Source organism: Allobosea sp. P1_B10 (assembly GCF_056406735.1).
The window spans coordinates 22,796-39,430 of sequence record NZ_JBFTZP010000001.1; the positions used below are offsets into that span (position 1 = coordinate 22,796).

Annotated in this window: 19 protein-coding genes; 11 read left to right on the forward strand and 8 right to left on the reverse strand. The window is 64.0% G+C overall.

The window, feature by feature from the left end; all coding sequences use genetic code 11:
* The first annotated feature begins 228 nt into the window (after window positions 1-228).
* The gene (locus AC1D2L_RS00140; protein WP_476843793.1) at window positions 229-1,101 is read left to right on the forward strand and encodes a hypothetical protein; all 873 of its coding nucleotides are present in this window, start codon (window positions 229-231) and stop codon (window positions 1,099-1,101) included.
* Between the two features lie 454 nt (window positions 1,102-1,555).
* Here the strand turns inward: AC1D2L_RS00140 and AC1D2L_RS00145 are convergent, their stop codons facing one another.
* From AC1D2L_RS00145 to AC1D2L_RS00165, 5 genes are all read right to left on the reverse strand, one after another.
* Window positions 1,556-2,965: a DUF3987 domain-containing protein gene (locus AC1D2L_RS00145; RefSeq protein ID WP_476843794.1), complete on the reverse strand. Its 1,410-nt coding sequence runs from the start codon at window positions 2,963-2,965 to the stop codon at window positions 1,556-1,558.
* Between the two features lie 215 nt (window positions 2,966-3,180).
* A complete protein-coding gene (locus AC1D2L_RS00150; RefSeq protein WP_476843795.1) occupies window positions 3,181-3,414 on the reverse strand; it encodes a hypothetical protein in 234 nt (77 codons plus the stop codon).
* A gap of 118 nt (window positions 3,415-3,532) precedes the next feature.
* Window positions 3,533-3,748 carry a hypothetical protein gene (locus AC1D2L_RS00155; RefSeq protein WP_476843796.1) on the reverse strand — a complete coding sequence of 72 codons (216 nt, stop codon included), beginning with the start codon at window positions 3,746-3,748 and terminating at the stop codon, window positions 3,533-3,535.
* Complete coding sequence (locus tag AC1D2L_RS00160; protein ID WP_476843797.1) at window positions 3,745-3,963, reverse strand: helix-turn-helix transcriptional regulator; 219 nt, start codon at window positions 3,961-3,963, stop codon at window positions 3,745-3,747. Before AC1D2L_RS00160 ends, AC1D2L_RS00155 begins: the two co-directional genes overlap by 4 nt.
* A gap of 153 nt (window positions 3,964-4,116) precedes the next feature.
* Window positions 4,117-5,295, reverse strand: coding sequence for a tyrosine-type recombinase/integrase (locus AC1D2L_RS00165; protein WP_476843798.1), 1,179 nt, complete (start codon window positions 5,293-5,295; stop codon window positions 4,117-4,119).
* Window positions 5,296-5,578: 283 nt separating this feature from the next.
* Here AC1D2L_RS00165 and AC1D2L_RS00170 point away from each other — a divergent pair, with 283 nt between their 5' ends.
* From AC1D2L_RS00170 to AC1D2L_RS00185, 4 genes are read left to right on the forward strand one after another with little or no spacing between them, the layout of a single operon-like run.
* Window positions 5,579-5,791 carry a hypothetical protein gene (locus tag AC1D2L_RS00170; protein WP_476843799.1) on the forward strand — a complete coding sequence of 71 codons (213 nt, stop codon included), beginning with the start codon at window positions 5,579-5,581 and terminating at the stop codon, window positions 5,789-5,791.
* Window positions 5,792-5,845: 54 nt separating this feature from the next.
* Window positions 5,846-6,277 carry a helix-turn-helix domain-containing protein gene (locus AC1D2L_RS00175; RefSeq protein ID WP_476843800.1) on the forward strand — a complete coding sequence of 144 codons (432 nt, stop codon included), beginning with the start codon at window positions 5,846-5,848 and terminating at the stop codon, window positions 6,275-6,277.
* Window positions 6,274-6,519, forward strand: coding sequence for a BrnA antitoxin family protein (locus tag AC1D2L_RS00180; RefSeq protein WP_476843801.1), 246 nt, complete (start codon window positions 6,274-6,276; stop codon window positions 6,517-6,519). Before AC1D2L_RS00175 ends, AC1D2L_RS00180 begins: the two co-directional genes overlap by 4 nt.
* Before the next feature lie 41 nt (window positions 6,520-6,560).
* Window positions 6,561-6,809, forward strand: a complete 249-nt coding sequence (locus AC1D2L_RS00185; RefSeq protein ID WP_476843802.1) for a DUF6894 family protein — start codon at window positions 6,561-6,563, stop codon at window positions 6,807-6,809.
* 22 nt (window positions 6,810-6,831) lie between these two features.
* On the opposite strand, the gene AC1D2L_RS00190 is transcribed toward AC1D2L_RS00185, so the two are convergent.
* The 3 genes from AC1D2L_RS00190 to AC1D2L_RS00200 form a co-directional block, all read right to left on the reverse strand.
* Window positions 6,832-8,286: a cryptochrome/photolyase family protein gene (locus AC1D2L_RS00190; protein WP_476843803.1), complete on the reverse strand. Its 1,455-nt coding sequence runs from the start codon at window positions 8,284-8,286 to the stop codon at window positions 6,832-6,834.
* A 43-nt stretch (window positions 8,287-8,329) separates the two neighbouring features.
* The gene (locus tag AC1D2L_RS00195; RefSeq protein ID WP_476843804.1) at window positions 8,330-8,587 is read right to left on the reverse strand and encodes a hypothetical protein; all 258 of its coding nucleotides are present in this window, start codon (window positions 8,585-8,587) and stop codon (window positions 8,330-8,332) included.
* A gap of 71 nt (window positions 8,588-8,658) precedes the next feature.
* Window positions 8,659-9,474 (reverse strand): SDR family NAD(P)-dependent oxidoreductase, encoded by an 816-nt coding sequence (locus AC1D2L_RS00200; RefSeq protein ID WP_476843805.1) that lies wholly within the window; start codon window positions 9,472-9,474, stop codon window positions 8,659-8,661.
* A 181-nt stretch (window positions 9,475-9,655) separates the two neighbouring features.
* On the opposite strand from AC1D2L_RS00200, the gene AC1D2L_RS00205 reads away from it, so the two are divergent.
* The 6 genes from AC1D2L_RS00205 (at window position 9,656) to AC1D2L_RS00230 (ending at window position 16,505) form a co-directional block, all read left to right on the forward strand.
* A complete protein-coding gene (locus AC1D2L_RS00205; RefSeq protein WP_476843806.1) occupies window positions 9,656-10,372 on the forward strand; it encodes an alanyl-tRNA editing protein in 717 nt (238 codons plus the stop codon).
* Window positions 10,373-10,422: 50 nt separating this feature from the next.
* Complete coding sequence (gene sseA, locus AC1D2L_RS00210; RefSeq protein ID WP_476843807.1) at window positions 10,423-11,280, forward strand: 3-mercaptopyruvate sulfurtransferase; 858 nt, start codon at window positions 10,423-10,425, stop codon at window positions 11,278-11,280.
* A gap of 8 nt (window positions 11,281-11,288) precedes the next feature.
* Complete coding sequence (locus AC1D2L_RS00215) at window positions 11,289-11,813, forward strand: cupin domain-containing protein (RefSeq protein ID WP_476844635.1); 525 nt, start codon at window positions 11,289-11,291, stop codon at window positions 11,811-11,813.
* A 269-nt stretch (window positions 11,814-12,082) separates the two neighbouring features.
* Window positions 12,083-14,584 carry a heavy metal translocating P-type ATPase gene (locus AC1D2L_RS00220; RefSeq protein WP_476843808.1) on the forward strand — a complete coding sequence of 834 codons (2,502 nt, stop codon included), beginning with the start codon at window positions 12,083-12,085 and terminating at the stop codon, window positions 14,582-14,584.
* The gene (cueR, locus tag AC1D2L_RS00225) at window positions 14,581-14,970 is read left to right on the forward strand and encodes a Cu(I)-responsive transcriptional regulator (RefSeq protein WP_476843809.1); all 390 of its coding nucleotides are present in this window, start codon (window positions 14,581-14,583) and stop codon (window positions 14,968-14,970) included. The genes AC1D2L_RS00220 and cueR overlap by 4 nt, the downstream gene beginning before the upstream one ends.
* 113 nt (window positions 14,971-15,083) lie before the next feature.
* Window positions 15,084-16,505 carry a M20 family metallopeptidase gene (locus AC1D2L_RS00230; protein WP_476843810.1) on the forward strand — a complete coding sequence of 474 codons (1,422 nt, stop codon included), beginning with the start codon at window positions 15,084-15,086 and terminating at the stop codon, window positions 16,503-16,505.
* Window positions 16,506-16,635 lie beyond the last annotated feature (130 nt).

Sequence of the window (16,635 nt, forward strand, 5' to 3'; positions counted from 1 at the left end):
GTATCACACAGACCACGATTACCCACGGTCTGCATGGGCGGGCTCAAATTCCCCTACTAATTGCATCATAGCAGGTGGGTTCGAGTAGCCTCGAGCCTGCAAATGTTGCCGAGATAATTCGGACTATCAGGTCGGGTCAGCAACGGTCGGTGTGTCGTGAGAGATGTTTGTGCGTTGGCGGATCAGTAGTTACAGTTCTCGACTCTCAGCTAAGAGGAACTAGAAGGCATGGATGCGTATGAACCACCGGCCCCGATTCAGCCGCCTTCACTGAGCCTCGGAAAATTCCTTGAAGTTACACACCCCGGCGTGACCGTAGAAGTCAATCAAGCGTGGAAAATTTCGCCCGGGTCGGGCGGTAAATCTAAAGAATTACTTACCCCTGATATTAGACTTCATTGCTCGCACGAGAATTGTGATGGGATAAGGACGTTTAGATGCGAGACAGACTCGCCCGTAGTCAGCCCTTCAACAAATCGATTAGCTTATATAATCTATAGATGCAGCGACTGCCGTAGCAGGAAAAAAACATATTCGTTAAGTGTTGTCATAAATCCCGACGACGGCAGCGGAAAAATCTTCAAATTTGGTGAGTTACCCCCGTTCGGCACTCCAGCTCCAAGCAAGCTGCTGCGGTTATTCGGGAAGGACAGCGCAACTTTCTTGAAAGGTCGCCAGTGCGAGAACCAAGCTCTCGGGATAGGTGCTTTCGCGTACTATCGCAGAGTAGTCGAAAGCCACAAGAACGATATTTTTGATGGAATCTTGTCCGTTTGCCATGTCGTTCAGGCGCCACCTGAGATGGTCAAAGAAATTCAGAGAGCTCGTTCGGAGATTTCATTTACGAAAGGCATAGATGCCATCAAGCCAGCCCTACCAGAAGGGCTTCTTATCAATGGGCAAAACCCGCTGTCCCTTCTTCATAGCGCGCTGAGCATTGGCCTTCACAACGAATCAGATGACGAATGCTTACAAGCAGCTCAGGACATCAGGATCGTATTAGGCGAACTAGTCGAACGTATGGCCGCCTTGAAAAAGGATGACGCGGAGCTCGCCGCCTCTGTTCAGAGGCTGATGGCGAAAAAGACAAAGGGCATCTGAAGGTCGGTTTAGGTATCCGCGTTTAGTGCCCGCCCCATTCCGATGTCAGCAAGGCCATCTGGTCGTATATGCCGGCCGCCAGCGGACATGTGCGCTCGGCCCGTGGATGTCCGCTTCGTTTTTACGGTCATGTGCTGCTCCAAAAGCCTGCCGGTCGGTGAAGGGAGGGGTGCGTCCGCGCGTATAGGGGGGAGATAGCGAAAACACCCCCTCAAATCCCATCGAGGGCACCCACCCCCTATAGTTGAATACCCTCTCTTCTTCTAACTATATGATATATATATATAATAATAGAAGAAGGTAGGGTTGAAGAGGGGGTAGAAGGGCGGGAAGAAGAGGGGGTAGAAGGGAGGGGTCGAAATTTCCCCGGGCGGGCGAAGACTGGGTTGTTCTACCCGGTCTTTACCCCCCCCTTTCCCCCGGGCTTTACCCGGCCTTCACCCCCACCCTTCGACTAGGCCGCAGGTCGCTGCTCGGGCTGGAAACCCTCTGGCAAGAAGTCCACGCCCCACCATCGGGTTCGCCTTTGACCGCTGCCTGCGGTCGTCGCCCCGTACGCAGCTTCTTCCCCTCGGATGAGTTGCTTCAGAATGTCGTCATAGATGCGCGTTTCCATGCTGCCCTTGAGTTGCTTGATGAGGTCTCGGTGCGTGACGCCGTCAGTCTTCTTCCGGACGATCATGCCGCGTATCCGCAGGTAGTCGGCCTGGCGGGCGTTGTCCGCGATGTTGTCGGCAGCGCCACGGGCCATCGTCCTGTAGCTGTGCTCGGCGACCGTGTTGGCCCACCGCTGAATTTCCATAGTGATGACCGGCGCCGCGGGGTCGCACCCGATAGCGACCATCAAAGCCAACCGACTAGAGTTTTCGGCCACGCGCATGAGCATGGGCTTGAAAGTGGCGTTCGTCGACGGCGCCTCTGCCCTCATCCGATCGTCAAAATCCTCGTAAGCGTCCTGCACCCCCGGCGCGTATGGAACTGACACGATCTCGCGCTGCGGCGCGTCGCCTGTCCCAGGAAGCCCGTCGCCGACCAACCGCTTTACGTACTCGGTCAACTCCGCTGGAATATCGTCCAAGCTAAAGTCGGGCGCCCTGACCTTGGCGGGCATCTTGGTTCCGGCATCGAACAGGATAAGCCGGCCGAGCAGGCCCTCCGATATACTGCCGTCACTGAGGGCGTGCCAGAAGGTCGACGGCGTCGACACGCCATGAATGCTGAAGCACGGGTTCACGACGCTTGCCAACTGGCCGGCTGCTTTTTCAACGCCGCCCCATGTCCCGGTCACGGCACCTGTCAGTTGGAGCATGGCCGTGGCGATAGCTGCCTCGAAACCCTGGGCGCGCTTGCCCGAGATGGTCGCGAGCCATTTGCCAAACTCATCTTTCTGAAGACAACCAGATGGGTCGCGACGAAGCTTGGCCTGGAGCCCCTGTACGGAAGCGAGGTCGCTGATGAAGAACCTGCTGGCAAGCGCACCGCGAGCGGTGGTGCTATCCACAATTGCTAGCGGCGCACGTAGGGTGAGGTCTTTGCCGTGGCCGCTGTCGGCGAGCCCAACCATGTATACGTTGGTACGCGAGCCGGTCGGTCCGCGGTACCGCCTGCCGGCTAGCGCTGCGACGATGGATAAGGCACCAGCCAACGCCAAAGGGGCCGAGGGGAATCTAGCGCATCCAACGATGAACTTGCAGAAATCGCCGACTGCACCGGGCGGGTAGCAAAGGTGCTCTGGCAGGCCGTCGCCATCCCTGGGCGATGCCTCGGCGTTGTCGTTGGCGGCACGCAACATGCGCTTTGCCGCGATTGTCTCGATAATGCGCTGCGACCAGTCGTCGGTCGGAATATCAAACGCGACAGGCATGGGCACGCGCCCTCCAAGCAGTAAGTGCGGCGGCAGATATCTGCTCGGCCAAATCAGGGGAGATGGTTACGACGTTGGTGCCGCGGAGGTTCGGGGACGTGACGCGAAAGGCGCCGTCCGGCTTTTGCTTGAGCGACATGTGATGGAGGGTCAGCGGACCGATGTCTACGCTGAAGCGCGCCAATGTTTTGACGCTGCCGTTGCCTGCATCGCACTCAGGAAATAACGAAATTATTCGCACCTGCGCCCCTCGCAATCTTAAAACCAATATCTTTCAAAATACTCGCCGCGTTCGGGAAACCAATTTCGGCATCGAAATCTACGGCAAGTTGCTTTCGCGCCCGGCGACATTCGCGCCATCGCGACTTAATCTCTTCCTGCATCGCACGAATACGACAAGCTTGAGCGTCAATCTCCGATTCCGGAGTTGACATTGTATCTGTACTCATCTAAATGGGCCTTAGTTTCGAGAATACCTGCCGGCTGGAGCGCCAACTCCTGCCGGCATCTTTTTGCCGGCAGCCTGCGGGTGGAATTTCGCGTCAACCTCACGCAAAAACTGTCTGGTCAGTCGGGCCGACCGCGGGTGGATGGTGAGACGACCTGAGCCTTCGATTGGGCGACGGACAGGTCGCGAACGAGGCGGTCATATTTTCGGCGTTCCTGTGCGAACGCGTCTGCGGCAGCAAGGTACCAATCGTCGCCTGGCTGCAGTCCGAGATGAGACGTCATGCTGGCATCGTGCGCCGCAATTTCCGCCAGGATGCTTTCGGCGGGGTTCATGCTGCGGCCTGGGCTGGACGTGCGGCGATGCGCGCATTGGCCCAGCCGATAACCTCGGATCTGACGAAAGCGATGCGCCGCTCGCCAAGCGTAACAGCGGCGGGAAAGCGCCCATCACCCCGCAAGACGTTGATCTGCGGACGAGATAGCGACGTCATCGCCGACGCATCTTTGATTGAGATCAAAATGGGCAAGTTATCATTGTCTGCGGTCAAGTGTCGCACTCCAGGGTTTTTGCTTGACGAAACGGCCTCAAGCCAGGAAAAGGGCATAGACATCTTCGTAAGGTGCCGTTGGCGATGCGTTTCCGCCGAAGCAATAGAGTGTCTAGGTCTGTCTAGCATCCGTTGTCAATGCTGACATTGGCGCTAGAGCAGGCTGCGGCAGTAACTCGCCCACGCTTCCATCATAGTGCGTCTTTTCAGTAACGCGTCGCCGCGCCTATAGGCCCTTTCGGCGGCATCACCTACAGCGTGTGATAAGGCCGCCTCTGCGACCTCGCGCTGGAATTCGGTTGCCTCGCCCACCCAATCGCGGAAAGTGCTCCGGAATCCGTGGACGGTGAATTCCTTTGCCTGCAACTTTGTCAGGGGCTTGGACAAGGCGACGTCCGACAGCGGGGATGCTTTCCGTCCCCCGGGAAAGACGAAATCGCTGATGCGGCGCGATTTCATCTCCTTAACAATGGCAACAGCAGCGTCAGAAAGCGGCACGCGATGCTCGCGACCCTCTTTCATCCGGTTCGCCGGTATGACCCACAGCGCGGCCTTCAGGTCTATCTCGCCCCAGACAGCGCCGCGCGTTTCGCCTGAACGTGCCGCGCATAGGATTGTGAAAACCAGCGCCTTCGCGGAAACGCTCGTCTCCTTCATCAGCTTGACGAAAAACGGAGGCAACTCGGGATATGGAAGAGCCGGATGGTTCTCGATGGCAAGCATGTCGCGCTTGGGCAGTATCTGGTCCAAGTGGCCCTTCCATTGGGCCGGATTGTCACCTGTGCGCAGACCGCGCGCCTTGGCGTGGTCCAGGACCATCTTGCACATCTCGCGACACTTCGAAGCTGTCTCGGCCTTCGTCGACCAAATAGGCTTGAGCATCCCTACGACATCATCCGTGCTCACGTCTGCGATTGGAATTTCCCGAATCGGAATAGCGTGCACCTCGGCAAAGCGTTTCCATCGCGGCGACGTCTGACGTCCGCGCCACCTCGGTTGCATCGTGTCTATATAATCGTCGATGACAGCGCCGAAGGTCGGACGGTCAGCCGCCGCTTTCCGCTTAGCCATCTCTGCGTAAGGGTCTTTGTCGGCTGCGAGCAACGCCCTGGCCGCATCAGCTTTACGGCGAGCTAGGGTGATTCCCACCTCCCCCGGCAGGCTGCCGTACCGTCCCAGCCCCAACTCCCGCCGCTTCAGTTCACGGGTATAAACGAACGCCCAGTACCATGCGCCGGACTTTGCGCGGCGCAGCCAAAGCCCCGCCCCATCGCACAATCTGTCCTTGGTGGCGTCCTTGATTGCGGCTGCCGAGAGCTGGTGACGTGCCATTCGTTTCCTACGGCTTTCCCTACGGCATTCCTGTCACTAATAGGCGGAATGACAAGAAACCCTAGGAAAACCGGGCCAGAATGTCAATTTTTGCCACTAATATCAATAGTTTGGCCCCTGCTCCGGGAGCCAATACATTTCAAGGGCTTAGGTGCTTAGCGCCTGAGCCCTTTTTGTTAGCCGATTTCAGCAGGGCGTCAGAGATTTTCCGCCCCGTCGCTGATATCTATGCCGCGCGGCGGATACGGCGCGGCCTCGCAACCCGGCAGCGGAGTTCTCGGATATGGCGGACAAGAAACCGATCATCGATGCGGTCGTGAAAAAGGTCATTCACGTGACCGTCGCAGCCGACGGGATCGCCGAGGCGCTGATCGCCTTCGAGATCGAGGGACAGGCGAACCTGCAACTGCGCCTGACGCCGGAAACGCTCGCCAATCTCGAGGCGATGCTGGCGCAGGCCAGCCTGGAACAGGCCAAGCATCAGCCGCTTCAGTGAGCCGGCGGCTGGAAAAAGTTTGATTTTTATCGTAATCGGTGATATTTTCACCAAATGAAACCAGTTCAATGTCGAATGGGCCGGGCGGGCCTGTCCTGGAGCACCTCGGAACTCGCAATGCGGGCCGGGGTGGGCTCCAACACCGTCAATCGGTTCGAGGCCGGGCAGGATGCCCGCATCAGCAGCGTCGAAAAGATGCGCGCGGCTCTCGAAGCCGCCGGCGTGGTGTTCATCGCCGAGAATGGCGAGGGCCCGGGCGTGCGCTTGCGCAAGGGCATGGTCCCGGAGCCGTTCACGGCCGCCTCGCCTGCCGAGATCAAGGCTGGCGCCGAATCCGCGCGGGTTCACGCAACAGGCGTGCTCGACCGCGCCATGGGCGACATGGAGGCGACAGGGCAGCAGAAGGCCGATCGGGTCGACCAGCTGACCGCCGTGCCGGAGGTCGTCAAGAAAGCGCGTCGAAAGACCAAGGAGGCAGCCCGATGAGTTCCGACCGCCCACGCCGGCCCGTGGACCCCTGGAAGAAGGCCCACGCGCTGTTCGAGCCTGCCGCCCCCAAGGTCGAGCTCGCCGTATCCAAGCGCCCTGCCATTCCCGCCGCCAAGGAACTGGTCTCGCTGCGGATCGACCGCGACGTGCTGGACCACTTCCAGGATGCAGGGCCAGGCTGGCAGGAACGCATCAACGATGCGCTCAGGCAGGCGGCCGATCTCACAGCCGATCTCTGACGTTTGTGGGAACCACCGGGCTCCTGGCCGATTTACCAGCCATGGCACGGTACTACATCGACACTGACGACGGCGACGGCTGTACCGTCGATCTCGACGGTTGGGAGTGGCCCGACGACGCCGCAGCGCGCAACGCCGCACTCGATGCGCTGCCGGACATGGCCCGCGAGAAAATGCCCAATGGCGATGACAGGCTGTTCAAGGTGGTTGTGCGCGACGCGGGCGATCGGATCATCTACGTCGCGACCCTGCGATTGAGCGGCGGCTGGTCAGGCAGCGGACACCACTGAACCTGCGACACCGCCCGCCCGGTCAACCGGACCGGATCGACGCCAGTGCGGCCAACGCGCGCTCCCTGCCCCTGTCCAGCGGCACGAGCGGCTTCGGGTAGGTCTCTCCGAGTTCGACCCCGGCCGCCGCGAGTTCCTGCGCCGAACACGCCGCGGGATCATGGATAGCGGCGTCGCCCAACGCTGCCAGTTCCGGCACCCACTTGCGAACATAGTCGCCGCGCGCGTCGAATTTTCGGCCTTGGGTCACCGGGTTGAAGATCCGGTAATAGGGCGACGCATCTGCTCCGGAGCCCGCCACCCATTGCCAGCTGGCGGGATTGCTGGCGGGATCGGCGTCGACGAGCGTGTCCCAGAACCAGGCCTCGCCCTCCCGCCAGTCGACCAGCAGGTGCTTGATCAGGAAGGAGGCCACGATCATCCGGACGCGGTTGTGCATCCAGCCTGTCGTCCAGAGCTCGCGCATGCCGGCATCGACGATCGGATATCCCGTCAGGCCCCGTTGCCAGGCTTGCAGCGCGTGGGGGTCACTGCGCCAGGGAAAGGCGTCGAAGCGCCGGTTGTAGTTCTGCGTCGCCAGCACCGGATTGTAGAAGAGCAGGTGATAGGAGAACTCGCGCCAGCCGATCTCCGACAGGAATTTGTCTGCGTCGGCCGGGGTGCCGGCCGCCTCGCCCGCTTGCAAGGCGGTCTGCGTTGCATGCCAGAGCTGGCGCGGGCCGACCTCGCCGAAGCGGAGATGCGGTGAAAGCCGCGACGTCGAAATGTAATCCGGGCGATCGCGGCCCTCGGCATAGCCTTCGAGCTGGCCGTCGAGGAAATCTCCCAGCCGCGCCACCGCACCGGCTTCGCCCGGAGTCCATTCCTCGCGCAGGCCGCCGGCCCAGTCAGGCTTCCGCGGCTCGAGAGCCAGATCGCCACGGGGCACGACAAGGCGCTTGAGAGAAGCCGGAATCGCGACCTTCCCGATGTGTGAAGGCGCAGGCGTCGGCGCTGCGGGCTCGCCCCTGGCACGCGCGGCGCGCCAATAGGGCGTGAACACCTTCATGGGCTCGCCAAGCTTGCTGGTGACCTGCCAGGGCTCGTTCAGCAGATGGCTGTTGAAACTCGATACGGACACACCGGTTTCACCGAGCGCCGCCTTAAGGTCCTTGTCGAGCGCGACGGCGGGCGCGTCATAGCGCCTGTTCCACGTCACCAGATCGATCCGTGCCTCTGCCACGACCTTCGGCAGGATTTCGGCGGGGTTGCCCCGCATCAGGACGAGCTGGCCGCCCCTGCCCTCGATGTTCGCGCCGAGCGCTGCAAGCGAACGTGACAGCCACCACCGAGCGGCGCCGCCCAGCGGGCGCCGCTCCTCGCCCTCGTCAAGGATGTAGAGGCACATGGTCGGGCCGTGCGACACCGCAGCGGCTAGGCCCGGATTGTCGGCGAGACGCAGGTCGTCTCGAAACCAGTGAAGCGATGCTGATGTCATGCGCCCGAGCTAGTACGGCCGACCGCGCCTGACCAGCATCATGCTAGCGTTTGCCCGGCTTCATTGCGCGGTCAGGCAGCGCGTCGACCGCCTCGTCGGCGCCACGATCTCGCCCGGTCCCCCCCTCCTGCAGCACGCGCGTCGCGGCATCGGCCTTGGCAGCCGGTGACGTGGGAACCGGTTTTGTCTCCGGGGTGGCGCCGAGCCCGATCGAATCCGGCTTCTTGCCGTCGTTGCGGGCGCTTGCGGCAAACGTCGCCAGCGCTTCAGGCTGGCCCTTGGCCTTGGTCGGGTCGGACATGGCGTTCTCCCTCGCGCATTTTCCTTGCGAAAGACGAACCCGCGGCAAACCGGCATGTTCCCCGAGCGTCATCAGCCTTGGGGAGTATCCCCGCCGCGTCGCCGGCTTTCTCCGGCAGCCCGCGCGATCAGCCAGAAATAGGCCGGATAGGGCAGCATGTTCGCGAGCTTCAGCGACCAGGCCAGGCGGCGCGGCAGGGTGATCTCGAAGCCGCCCCCCTCGAAGCCATCGACGATGCGCCTTGCCGCGTCCTCACTCGACAGCAGGAAGGGCTTTGCGAAACGCTTTGCCTGGGTCATCGGCGTATCGATGAAGCCGGGGTTCAGCATCTGGAGGCGGATGCCAAGCGCGTCACAGTCGAATTTCAGGGATTCGCAGAGGCGGATGATGGCGGCCTTCGAGGCACCGTAGACCCCTGCCCCCGGCAGACCGCCAAAGCCCGCAGCCGAGGCGTTGACGACGATCTGCCCGCGCTTGCGGCGACGCATGCCCTCGGCCACGGCGGCTATTCCCCGGGCGACGCCCAGCGTGTTGACCGACATAGCCTGCTCGAGCGCCCCGATATCGACCAACTGATCCGGGTCGGTCCGTGGCGCGACTCCGGCATTGAGGAATGCCAGCGCGATCGGCCCATGAACGCTTTCGATACCCTCTACGACAGCCCTCATCGCGTTGGGCCCGGTCACGTCTCCCGCATGGGCGACGATGCGGCCCGCAAGCGGCTCGCTGCGGCGCGCGATATCCTCGAGCTGTTCGAGACGTCGCGCCGTGATCGCGACAGTCCAGCCCCGACGGGCCATCTCCAACGCGACGGCCTCGCCGATGCCGGAGCTGGCGCCAGTAATCCAGGCAACGCCATCCTGCGGCTGCATGCGCGGCAATGACATGAAGGCTCCCCGACCGGGCGCGAGAGCCCCGCGGCAATCTAGGCGCTGACGCCCGGCGGCGGAAGTGCCTTGCGCGCCACGCAATGCCGGCACGGTGGCGCGATGGTCCCGATCCGTGCAAACCTCGTCGTCCGATCCGCACCTTCGGTGTCCCAGAACGATAGTCGAAAGTTTCGATCCGATGCCGACCGAGCTGCTTTTCCGCGATGACGCCTACCTGACCGAGACGCAGGCGACGGTAGAGGCCGTCAACGAGCGTGGCGGAATCGTTATCGACCGCACTGTGCTTTATGCGACGGGTGGTGGGCAGCCGGGCGACAGCGGCAGGATCAGGCGCAGCGACGGCTCCGAGATTACAATCGGGACCGCGATCTACGATCCCGAGGACAGGAGCCGCATCCTGCATGTCCCACTCGAAGGCCAGGCCGCGCCGCAGCCAGGCGAGACCGTGACAGTGCTGCTCGACTGGGAGAAGCGGCTGAAGCGCATGCGCATCCACACCGCGCTGCATCTGCTGAGCGTCGTCCTCTCCTATCCCGTCACAGGCGACTCGATCGGCGATGGCGATGGCCGGCTCGATTTCGATATTCCCGAGGGCGGGCTGGATAAGACGGAGATCGCCGAGACGCTGAACGCCCTGATCGCACGCAATGCGGATGTGACGACGCGCTGGATCACGGACGAGGAACTCGATGCGAATCCGGGCCTCGTGAAGACCATGTCTGTGAAGCCGCCGCGTGGGTCCGGTCGTGTGCGGCTGGTGGCGATCGGCGACATAGATTTGCAGCCCTGCGGCGGCACCCATGTCCGCAACACCGCCGAGATCGGCCTTGTCGCCGTCACGGATATCGAGAAAAAGGGCAAGCAGAACCGGCGCGTGCGGATCGCGCTGGCCTGACGAGTCGACCGTCGCAGCAGCGGCCAAAAGCTTTCGAGGAAATGCCAATCATGCCCCGCGATAACGTCTTCGTCTCGACGCAGTGGCTCGCCGACCATCTGAACGCGCCCGATGTCGTCGTGGTCGACGGCTCCTGGTACCTGCCCGCCCATGCCCGCGACCCTCATGCCGAATACGCCGCCGGACGCATTCCCGGCGCGCTGCGCTTCGACATCGACGCGGTCAAGGACACGGCCTCGCCGCTGCCGCACATGCTGCCTCGCCCGGAGGCTTTTGCCGCGACGGTCGGCGGCATGGGAATCGGCGATGGCATGCGCATCGTCGTCTATGACGGGCTCGGCATGTTCTCGGCGCCGCGCGTGCGCTGGACCTTCAAGACTTTTGGGGCAAAAGACGTGGTGATCCTGGAAGGCGGCTTCCCGAAATGGCAGGCTGAAGGGCGCGCCATCGAGGAAGGCCCGCCGCGCAGCCGTGCTGCACGCCCCTTCACCGCCCGGCTCGACCATTCGGCTGTAGCCGATGCCGAGGATGTTTCGCGCGCCTTGTCCAACGGAACGATCCAGATCGTCGACGCCCGCCCCGGCGACCGCTTCCGCGGCGAAGCGGCCGAGCCGCGCGCCGGCGTGCGCTCCGGCCACATGCCAGGCGCGCTCAACGTGCCGGTCACTGCGATCATGGAGAAGGGCGAGCTGAAATCGCCCGAGGCAATCGCCGCAGCCTTCGCCGAGGCCGGCGTCGACCTCGACAAGCCGCTGATCACGAGCTGCGGCTCGGGCGTCACCGCCGCGATCCTGTCTGCGGCACTCGAAACCATCGGCAAGCCCGGCCGCGCGCTCTATGATGGCTCATGGGCCGAGTGGGGTTCGAGCGACCGCCCGCTCGCGACCGGCCCCGCCGAGAAGAAGTGAGGCGCATGATGACAACCCACGACCACTCTCACGAACACGATCATCCCCACGATCACTCGCATGACCACGACCACGAGCCGCGCTGGAAGCATGACGGCGTCCGGGTCATCGGCGGCGACAAGCTCGATCCCAACACGGCGCAGACGCCCGGCATGTTCCGGCAGGCCGCGATCAACCATGCCCGTGTCGGCGCCCAGAAGATCTGGGCCGGCACGGTCTCGATCGAGCCCAACGCCAAAACCGGCGTGCATCACCATGGCGCGCTGGAAAGCGTGATCTATGTCGTACGCGGACGCGCCCGGCTGCGCTGGGGGGACCGGCTCGAATACGTGGCCGAGGCCGGTCCGGGCGATTTCATCTATGTGCCGCCCTACGTGCCGCATCAGGAAATCAACGCCAATCCGGAAGAGACGCTGGAATGCGTGCTGGTGCGCTCGGACAACGAAGCGGTGGTGGTGAACATCACCGACGTCGATCCGGTCGAGCCGCCGGAATCCGTCTATTGGGTCGACCCCACGCATAAGCATCCGTGAGCTGAGCTGGCGTCGCGAGACATCATTTTGCGGTCTAGCGACATATAGGCCTGTCATCCCGGACGCAGCGCAGCGGAGACCCGGGATCCATTCCAGTGCGCCTGCCTGTAGGGTTCGGGAATGATCCCGGGTCTCCCTCCGGTCGCCCGGGATGACGGCGCGCTTGGTACGCAGTCGGACCGACAGCAGACCATCACCCCCGCCCCTTGACCTTCCCATGATGGGAAGGTTCATATGATCCGTCACCGCTGGCGATGACGGAGATGATCATGACAGCTTTGAAGGCAGCGCCGGCAGCAGCCCTCGACATCCCCGTCGGCGGCATGAGCTGCGCGTCCTGCGTCGGGCGCGTCGAGCGGGCGATCGCTTCCGTACCGGGCGTCGCTTCGGTCTCCGCCAACCTCGCGACCGAACGCGCCCAAGTCAGGTTCGACGGCTCACCCGTCGAGACTGCCCGGATCGACGCGGCCATCCGCGATGCCGGCTACGAACCGACGGCGACATCGATCGAACTCTCCATCACAGGCATGAGTTGCGCGTCCTGCGTCGGCCGTGTCGAGAAGGCCCTGGCCGCGGTTCCGGGCGTCATGGCGGCCAGCGTCAACCTCGTCAGCGAGCGTGCCAGCGTCAGCGCGCTCGGTGGCGAGATCCTGCCCCAGTTGATCGCAGCCGTGACTGCCGCGGGTTACGACGCCACGCCGGTCGAGGACGCGGGCCAGTCGCGCGACCGCGAGCAGGCGGCACGCGATGCCGAGCAGGCCGGGCTGAAGCGCGCGGTGATCATCGCCGCTGTCGCCACTGCACCGCTGCTCGCCATCGAGATGAGCGGGCATCTCCATCCGCCGCTCCACCATTGGCTGGCCGAACTGTTCGGCGACCGGCCGTTGAAGATCATCGCCTTCGCGCTGGCGAGCCTCGTGCTGTTCGGCCCCGGACGGCGCTTCCTGGGCAAGGGCTGGGCGGCGCTGTTGCGCGGTGTGCCCGACATGAATTCGCTTGTGATGCTTGGCGCCGGCGCGGCCTGGCTGTTCTCCACGGTCGCGAGCTTTTTGCCCCAGATGCTGCCGGCAGGCGCGGACGCGACCTATTTCGAATCCGGCGCAGTGATTGTGACCCTGATCCTGGCCGGTCGCTGGTTCGAGGCCGGTGCCAAGGGACGCACCAGCGCAGCGATTCGGGCTCTGATCGCATTGCAGCCGAAGACCGCCCGGGTGCTGCGGGACGGGACCGAACGCGACATTGCGATCGGCGAGGTGCGTGTGGGGGATGTTGTCATGGTCCGGCCGGGCGAACGGATTCCGGTCGATGGCGAGGTCACGGATGGCACCTCCTTCGTCGACGAATCCATGATGACGGGCGAGCCCGCGCCGATGCGCAAGGAGATCGGAGCGACGGTCACCGGTGGCACGGTCAACGGCGCCGGCGCGCTGGTCTTCACCGCCCGCAAGGTTGGAGCGGACACGGTGCTGGCGGGCATCGTGCGGACCGTCGAGGCCGCGCAGGGCGCCAAGTTGCCCATCCAGGCGGTGGTCGACAGGATCACGCTCTGGTTCGTTCCCGCCGTGATGGCGCTGGCGCTGGCGACCTTCCTCATCTGGCTCGCCTTCGCGCCGAGCCCGGCGCTCGCGCATGCGCTGGTCAACGCGGTCGCGGTGCTGATCATCGCCTGCCCCTGTGCCATGGGGCTGGCGACGCCGACCTCGATCATGGTGGGCACCGGCCGCGCCGCCGAACTCGGCATCCTGTTCCGGCAAGGCGATGCCTTGCAGGCCCTGAAGGAGGCCGGGATTGTCGCGATCGACAAGACCGGCACGCTGACCCAGGGCAAGCCCGCCCTCACCCATATCACCGCCGCGCAGGGCTTCTCAGCAGACGAGGCACTGCGTCTGGCCGCTTCGGTCGAACGACGTTCGGAGCATCCCTCGGCCAAGGCGATCGTGAGTGAAGCGGAGGCGCGCGGGCTGGTTCTTGCCGACCCCCGCGACTTCACCGCCGAGCCAGGCATCGGCGTCCGCGGTTTCGCCGAGGGCCGCAAGGTGGCTATCGGCGCTGCCCGGCTGATGGAGCAGTTGGGACTCGATCTCTCGAAGTTCGAGGGCGCAGCCCGCGCCCATGCCCAGGCCGGCCGCTCGCCGCTCTATGTCAGTGTCGATGGCAGACTGGCCGCGCTGCTTGCGGTCTCCGATCCGATCAAGGAGACCACCCCGGAGGCCATCGCGGCGTTGCACAGGCTCGGCCTGCGCGTCGTGATGATCACCGGCGACAATCGCCTGACGGCGCAGGCGGTCGCATCCCGGCTCGGGATCGACGAGGTGCTCGCGGAGGTACTGCCTATCGCCAAGGCGGACGCCGTGAAATCGCTGCAAGCCGGCGGCGCCAAGGTCGCCTTTGTCGGCGACGGCATCAATGACGCGCCGGCACTCGCCCAGGCCGATATCGGCATCGCCATCGGCACGGGGACCGATATCGCGATCGAAAGCGCCGATGTCGTGCTGATGGCCGGCGACCTCATGGGCGTGCCGCGTGCGATCGCCCTGTCGCAGGCGACGATGGCCAATATCCGCCAGAACCTCGTCTGGGCCTTCGGCTACAATGTCGTGCTCATCCCCGTCGCGGCGGGCGCGCTCTATCCCGGCTTCGGCATCCAGATGTCGCCGATGTTCGCAGGCCTCGCCATGGCGCTGTCGAGCGTCAGCGTTCTCGCCAATGCGTTGCGGCTCAGGCGGTTCCAGCCACAGAGGCTGGCGACGGCAGTAGGGGTTGCATCATGAATATTGGAGAGGCAGCCACCCGGTCCGGCGTCAGCGCCAAGATGATCCGCTACTATGAGAGCATCGGCCTGATTGAGGCGCCGGCGCGGACCGAAGCGGGCTACCGCGTCTATTCGGGCGACGAGGTCCACACGCTGCGCTTCGTCAAACGGGCGCGAACGTTGGGCTTTTCGGTGGAGGAGACGCGCGAGTTGCTCGCGCTCTGGCGCGACAAGAGCCGGGCCAGCGCCGATGTGAAGCGCTTTGCCGAAGGCCACATCCGCGATCTCGAAACCCGCATCGCAGAATTGCAGGGCATGGCGCAGACTTTGCGCCACCTCGCCCATTGCTGCCAGGGCGACCACCGGCCCGACTGCCCGATCCTGGAGGATCTCGCGGCGAGCTAGCCGTCCCGGCACCCTCGCGTCGCGCCTCAGGCTGGCAGCGGCCATGCCCGCAGCAACTGGACGATGCGGCCTGCACTTGCTCATATGCCGCCACCTCACCAAGGCGGAACATCATGGACAATCGAAACGACCTCTGGCGCCACGTCGACGCCAGCAAGCAGCGCCTCATCGAGCTCAGCGACCGGGTCTGGGCCATCCCCGAGGTCTGCTACACCGAACAACGCTCGGTCGCCGAGCACACCGCCGAGCTGAAGCACCAGGGCTTTCGCGTCACCGAGAACATCGCTGACATCCCCACCGCCGTGATGGGCGAAGCCGGCGAAGGCAATCCGGTGATCGCATTCCTCGGCGAGTATGACGCCCTGCCCGGCCTCAGCCAGGAAGCCGGCGTCGCCGAGCACAGCGAGATCGAAGCCGGTGGCCACGGCCATGGCTGCGGTCACAACCTGCTCGGCTCGGCCGCGCTGCTCGCGGCAGTGGCGATGAAGAACTGGCTCGAGGAGAACAAGATTCCCGGCCGCGTGCGCTATTATGGCTGCCCGGCCGAGGAAGGCGGCGCCGCCAAGGCCTTCATGGTCCGCGCCGGAGCCTTCGACGACGCCGATGTCGCGATCACCTGGCACCCGAGCAGCTTCTGGGAAGTCGCGCCGCCGCTGGCGCTCGCCAACACCCGCGCCGATTTCATCTTCACCGGCCGCGCCGCGCACGCCGCCGCGAGCCCGCATCTCGGCCGCAGCGCGCTCGACGCCGTCGAGTTGATGAATGTCGGCGTCAACTACATGCGAGAGCACATGCCGAGCGACGCGCGCGTGCACTACGCGCTGCTCGATACCGGCGGCATCGCGCCCAACGTCGTGCAGGCCCATGCCCGCGTCCGCTACTCGATCCGCGCACGTGATCTTCGCGGCATGCTAGAACTCGTGCAGCGCGTGAAGAAGATCTCCGACGGCGCTGCCCTGATGACCGAAACCAAGGTCGAGATGCGCATCGTCAGCGCGGTCTCAGACTTGCTGGCCAATCCCCCGCTGGAGCAGGCCCTCCACACCATCATGGAAGACCTCGGCGCGCCGCATTTCGACGAGGCCGACCGCGCCTTCGCCGAGGACATCCGCAAGACGCTGTCGCCGCAGGAGATCGCCTCGATCTGGCGCACCATCGGCATGGAGGACACCGGCGCCCCGCTGGCCGACTTCATCGTCCCGCTCGACGCCAAGCGCAACCCGGCGATCGGCTCCACCGATGTCGGCGATGTCAGCTGGGCTGTCCCGACCGTGCAGGCACATGCGCCGACCGTTGCCATCGGCACGCCGTTCCACACCTGGCAGGTCGTGTCGCAGGGCAAGCAGCCGGCGGCCCACAAAGCCATGGTCCATGTCGCCAAGGCCATGGCGGCGCTGGGCGGTGCGGTCCTGTCCGATCCCGCTCTGATGGAAGCCGCAAAGGCGGACCACAAGAAGCGCCTCGGCAAGGAGGGCTACACCTCGCCGCTGCCGCCCGAGGTCAAGCCGCCGCTGACGATGTCGCTCGGCGGCTGAGGCTTCGGAAGGGCCGGGCCGAAACGCCTTGCCCAACCGACCCACAGCGTCATCCTGGGCGAAGCGACAGCTTCGTCCGGGATCCATCCTAAAGCACCTTGCTGCCCTGGGATGGATCCCGGACCTGCGC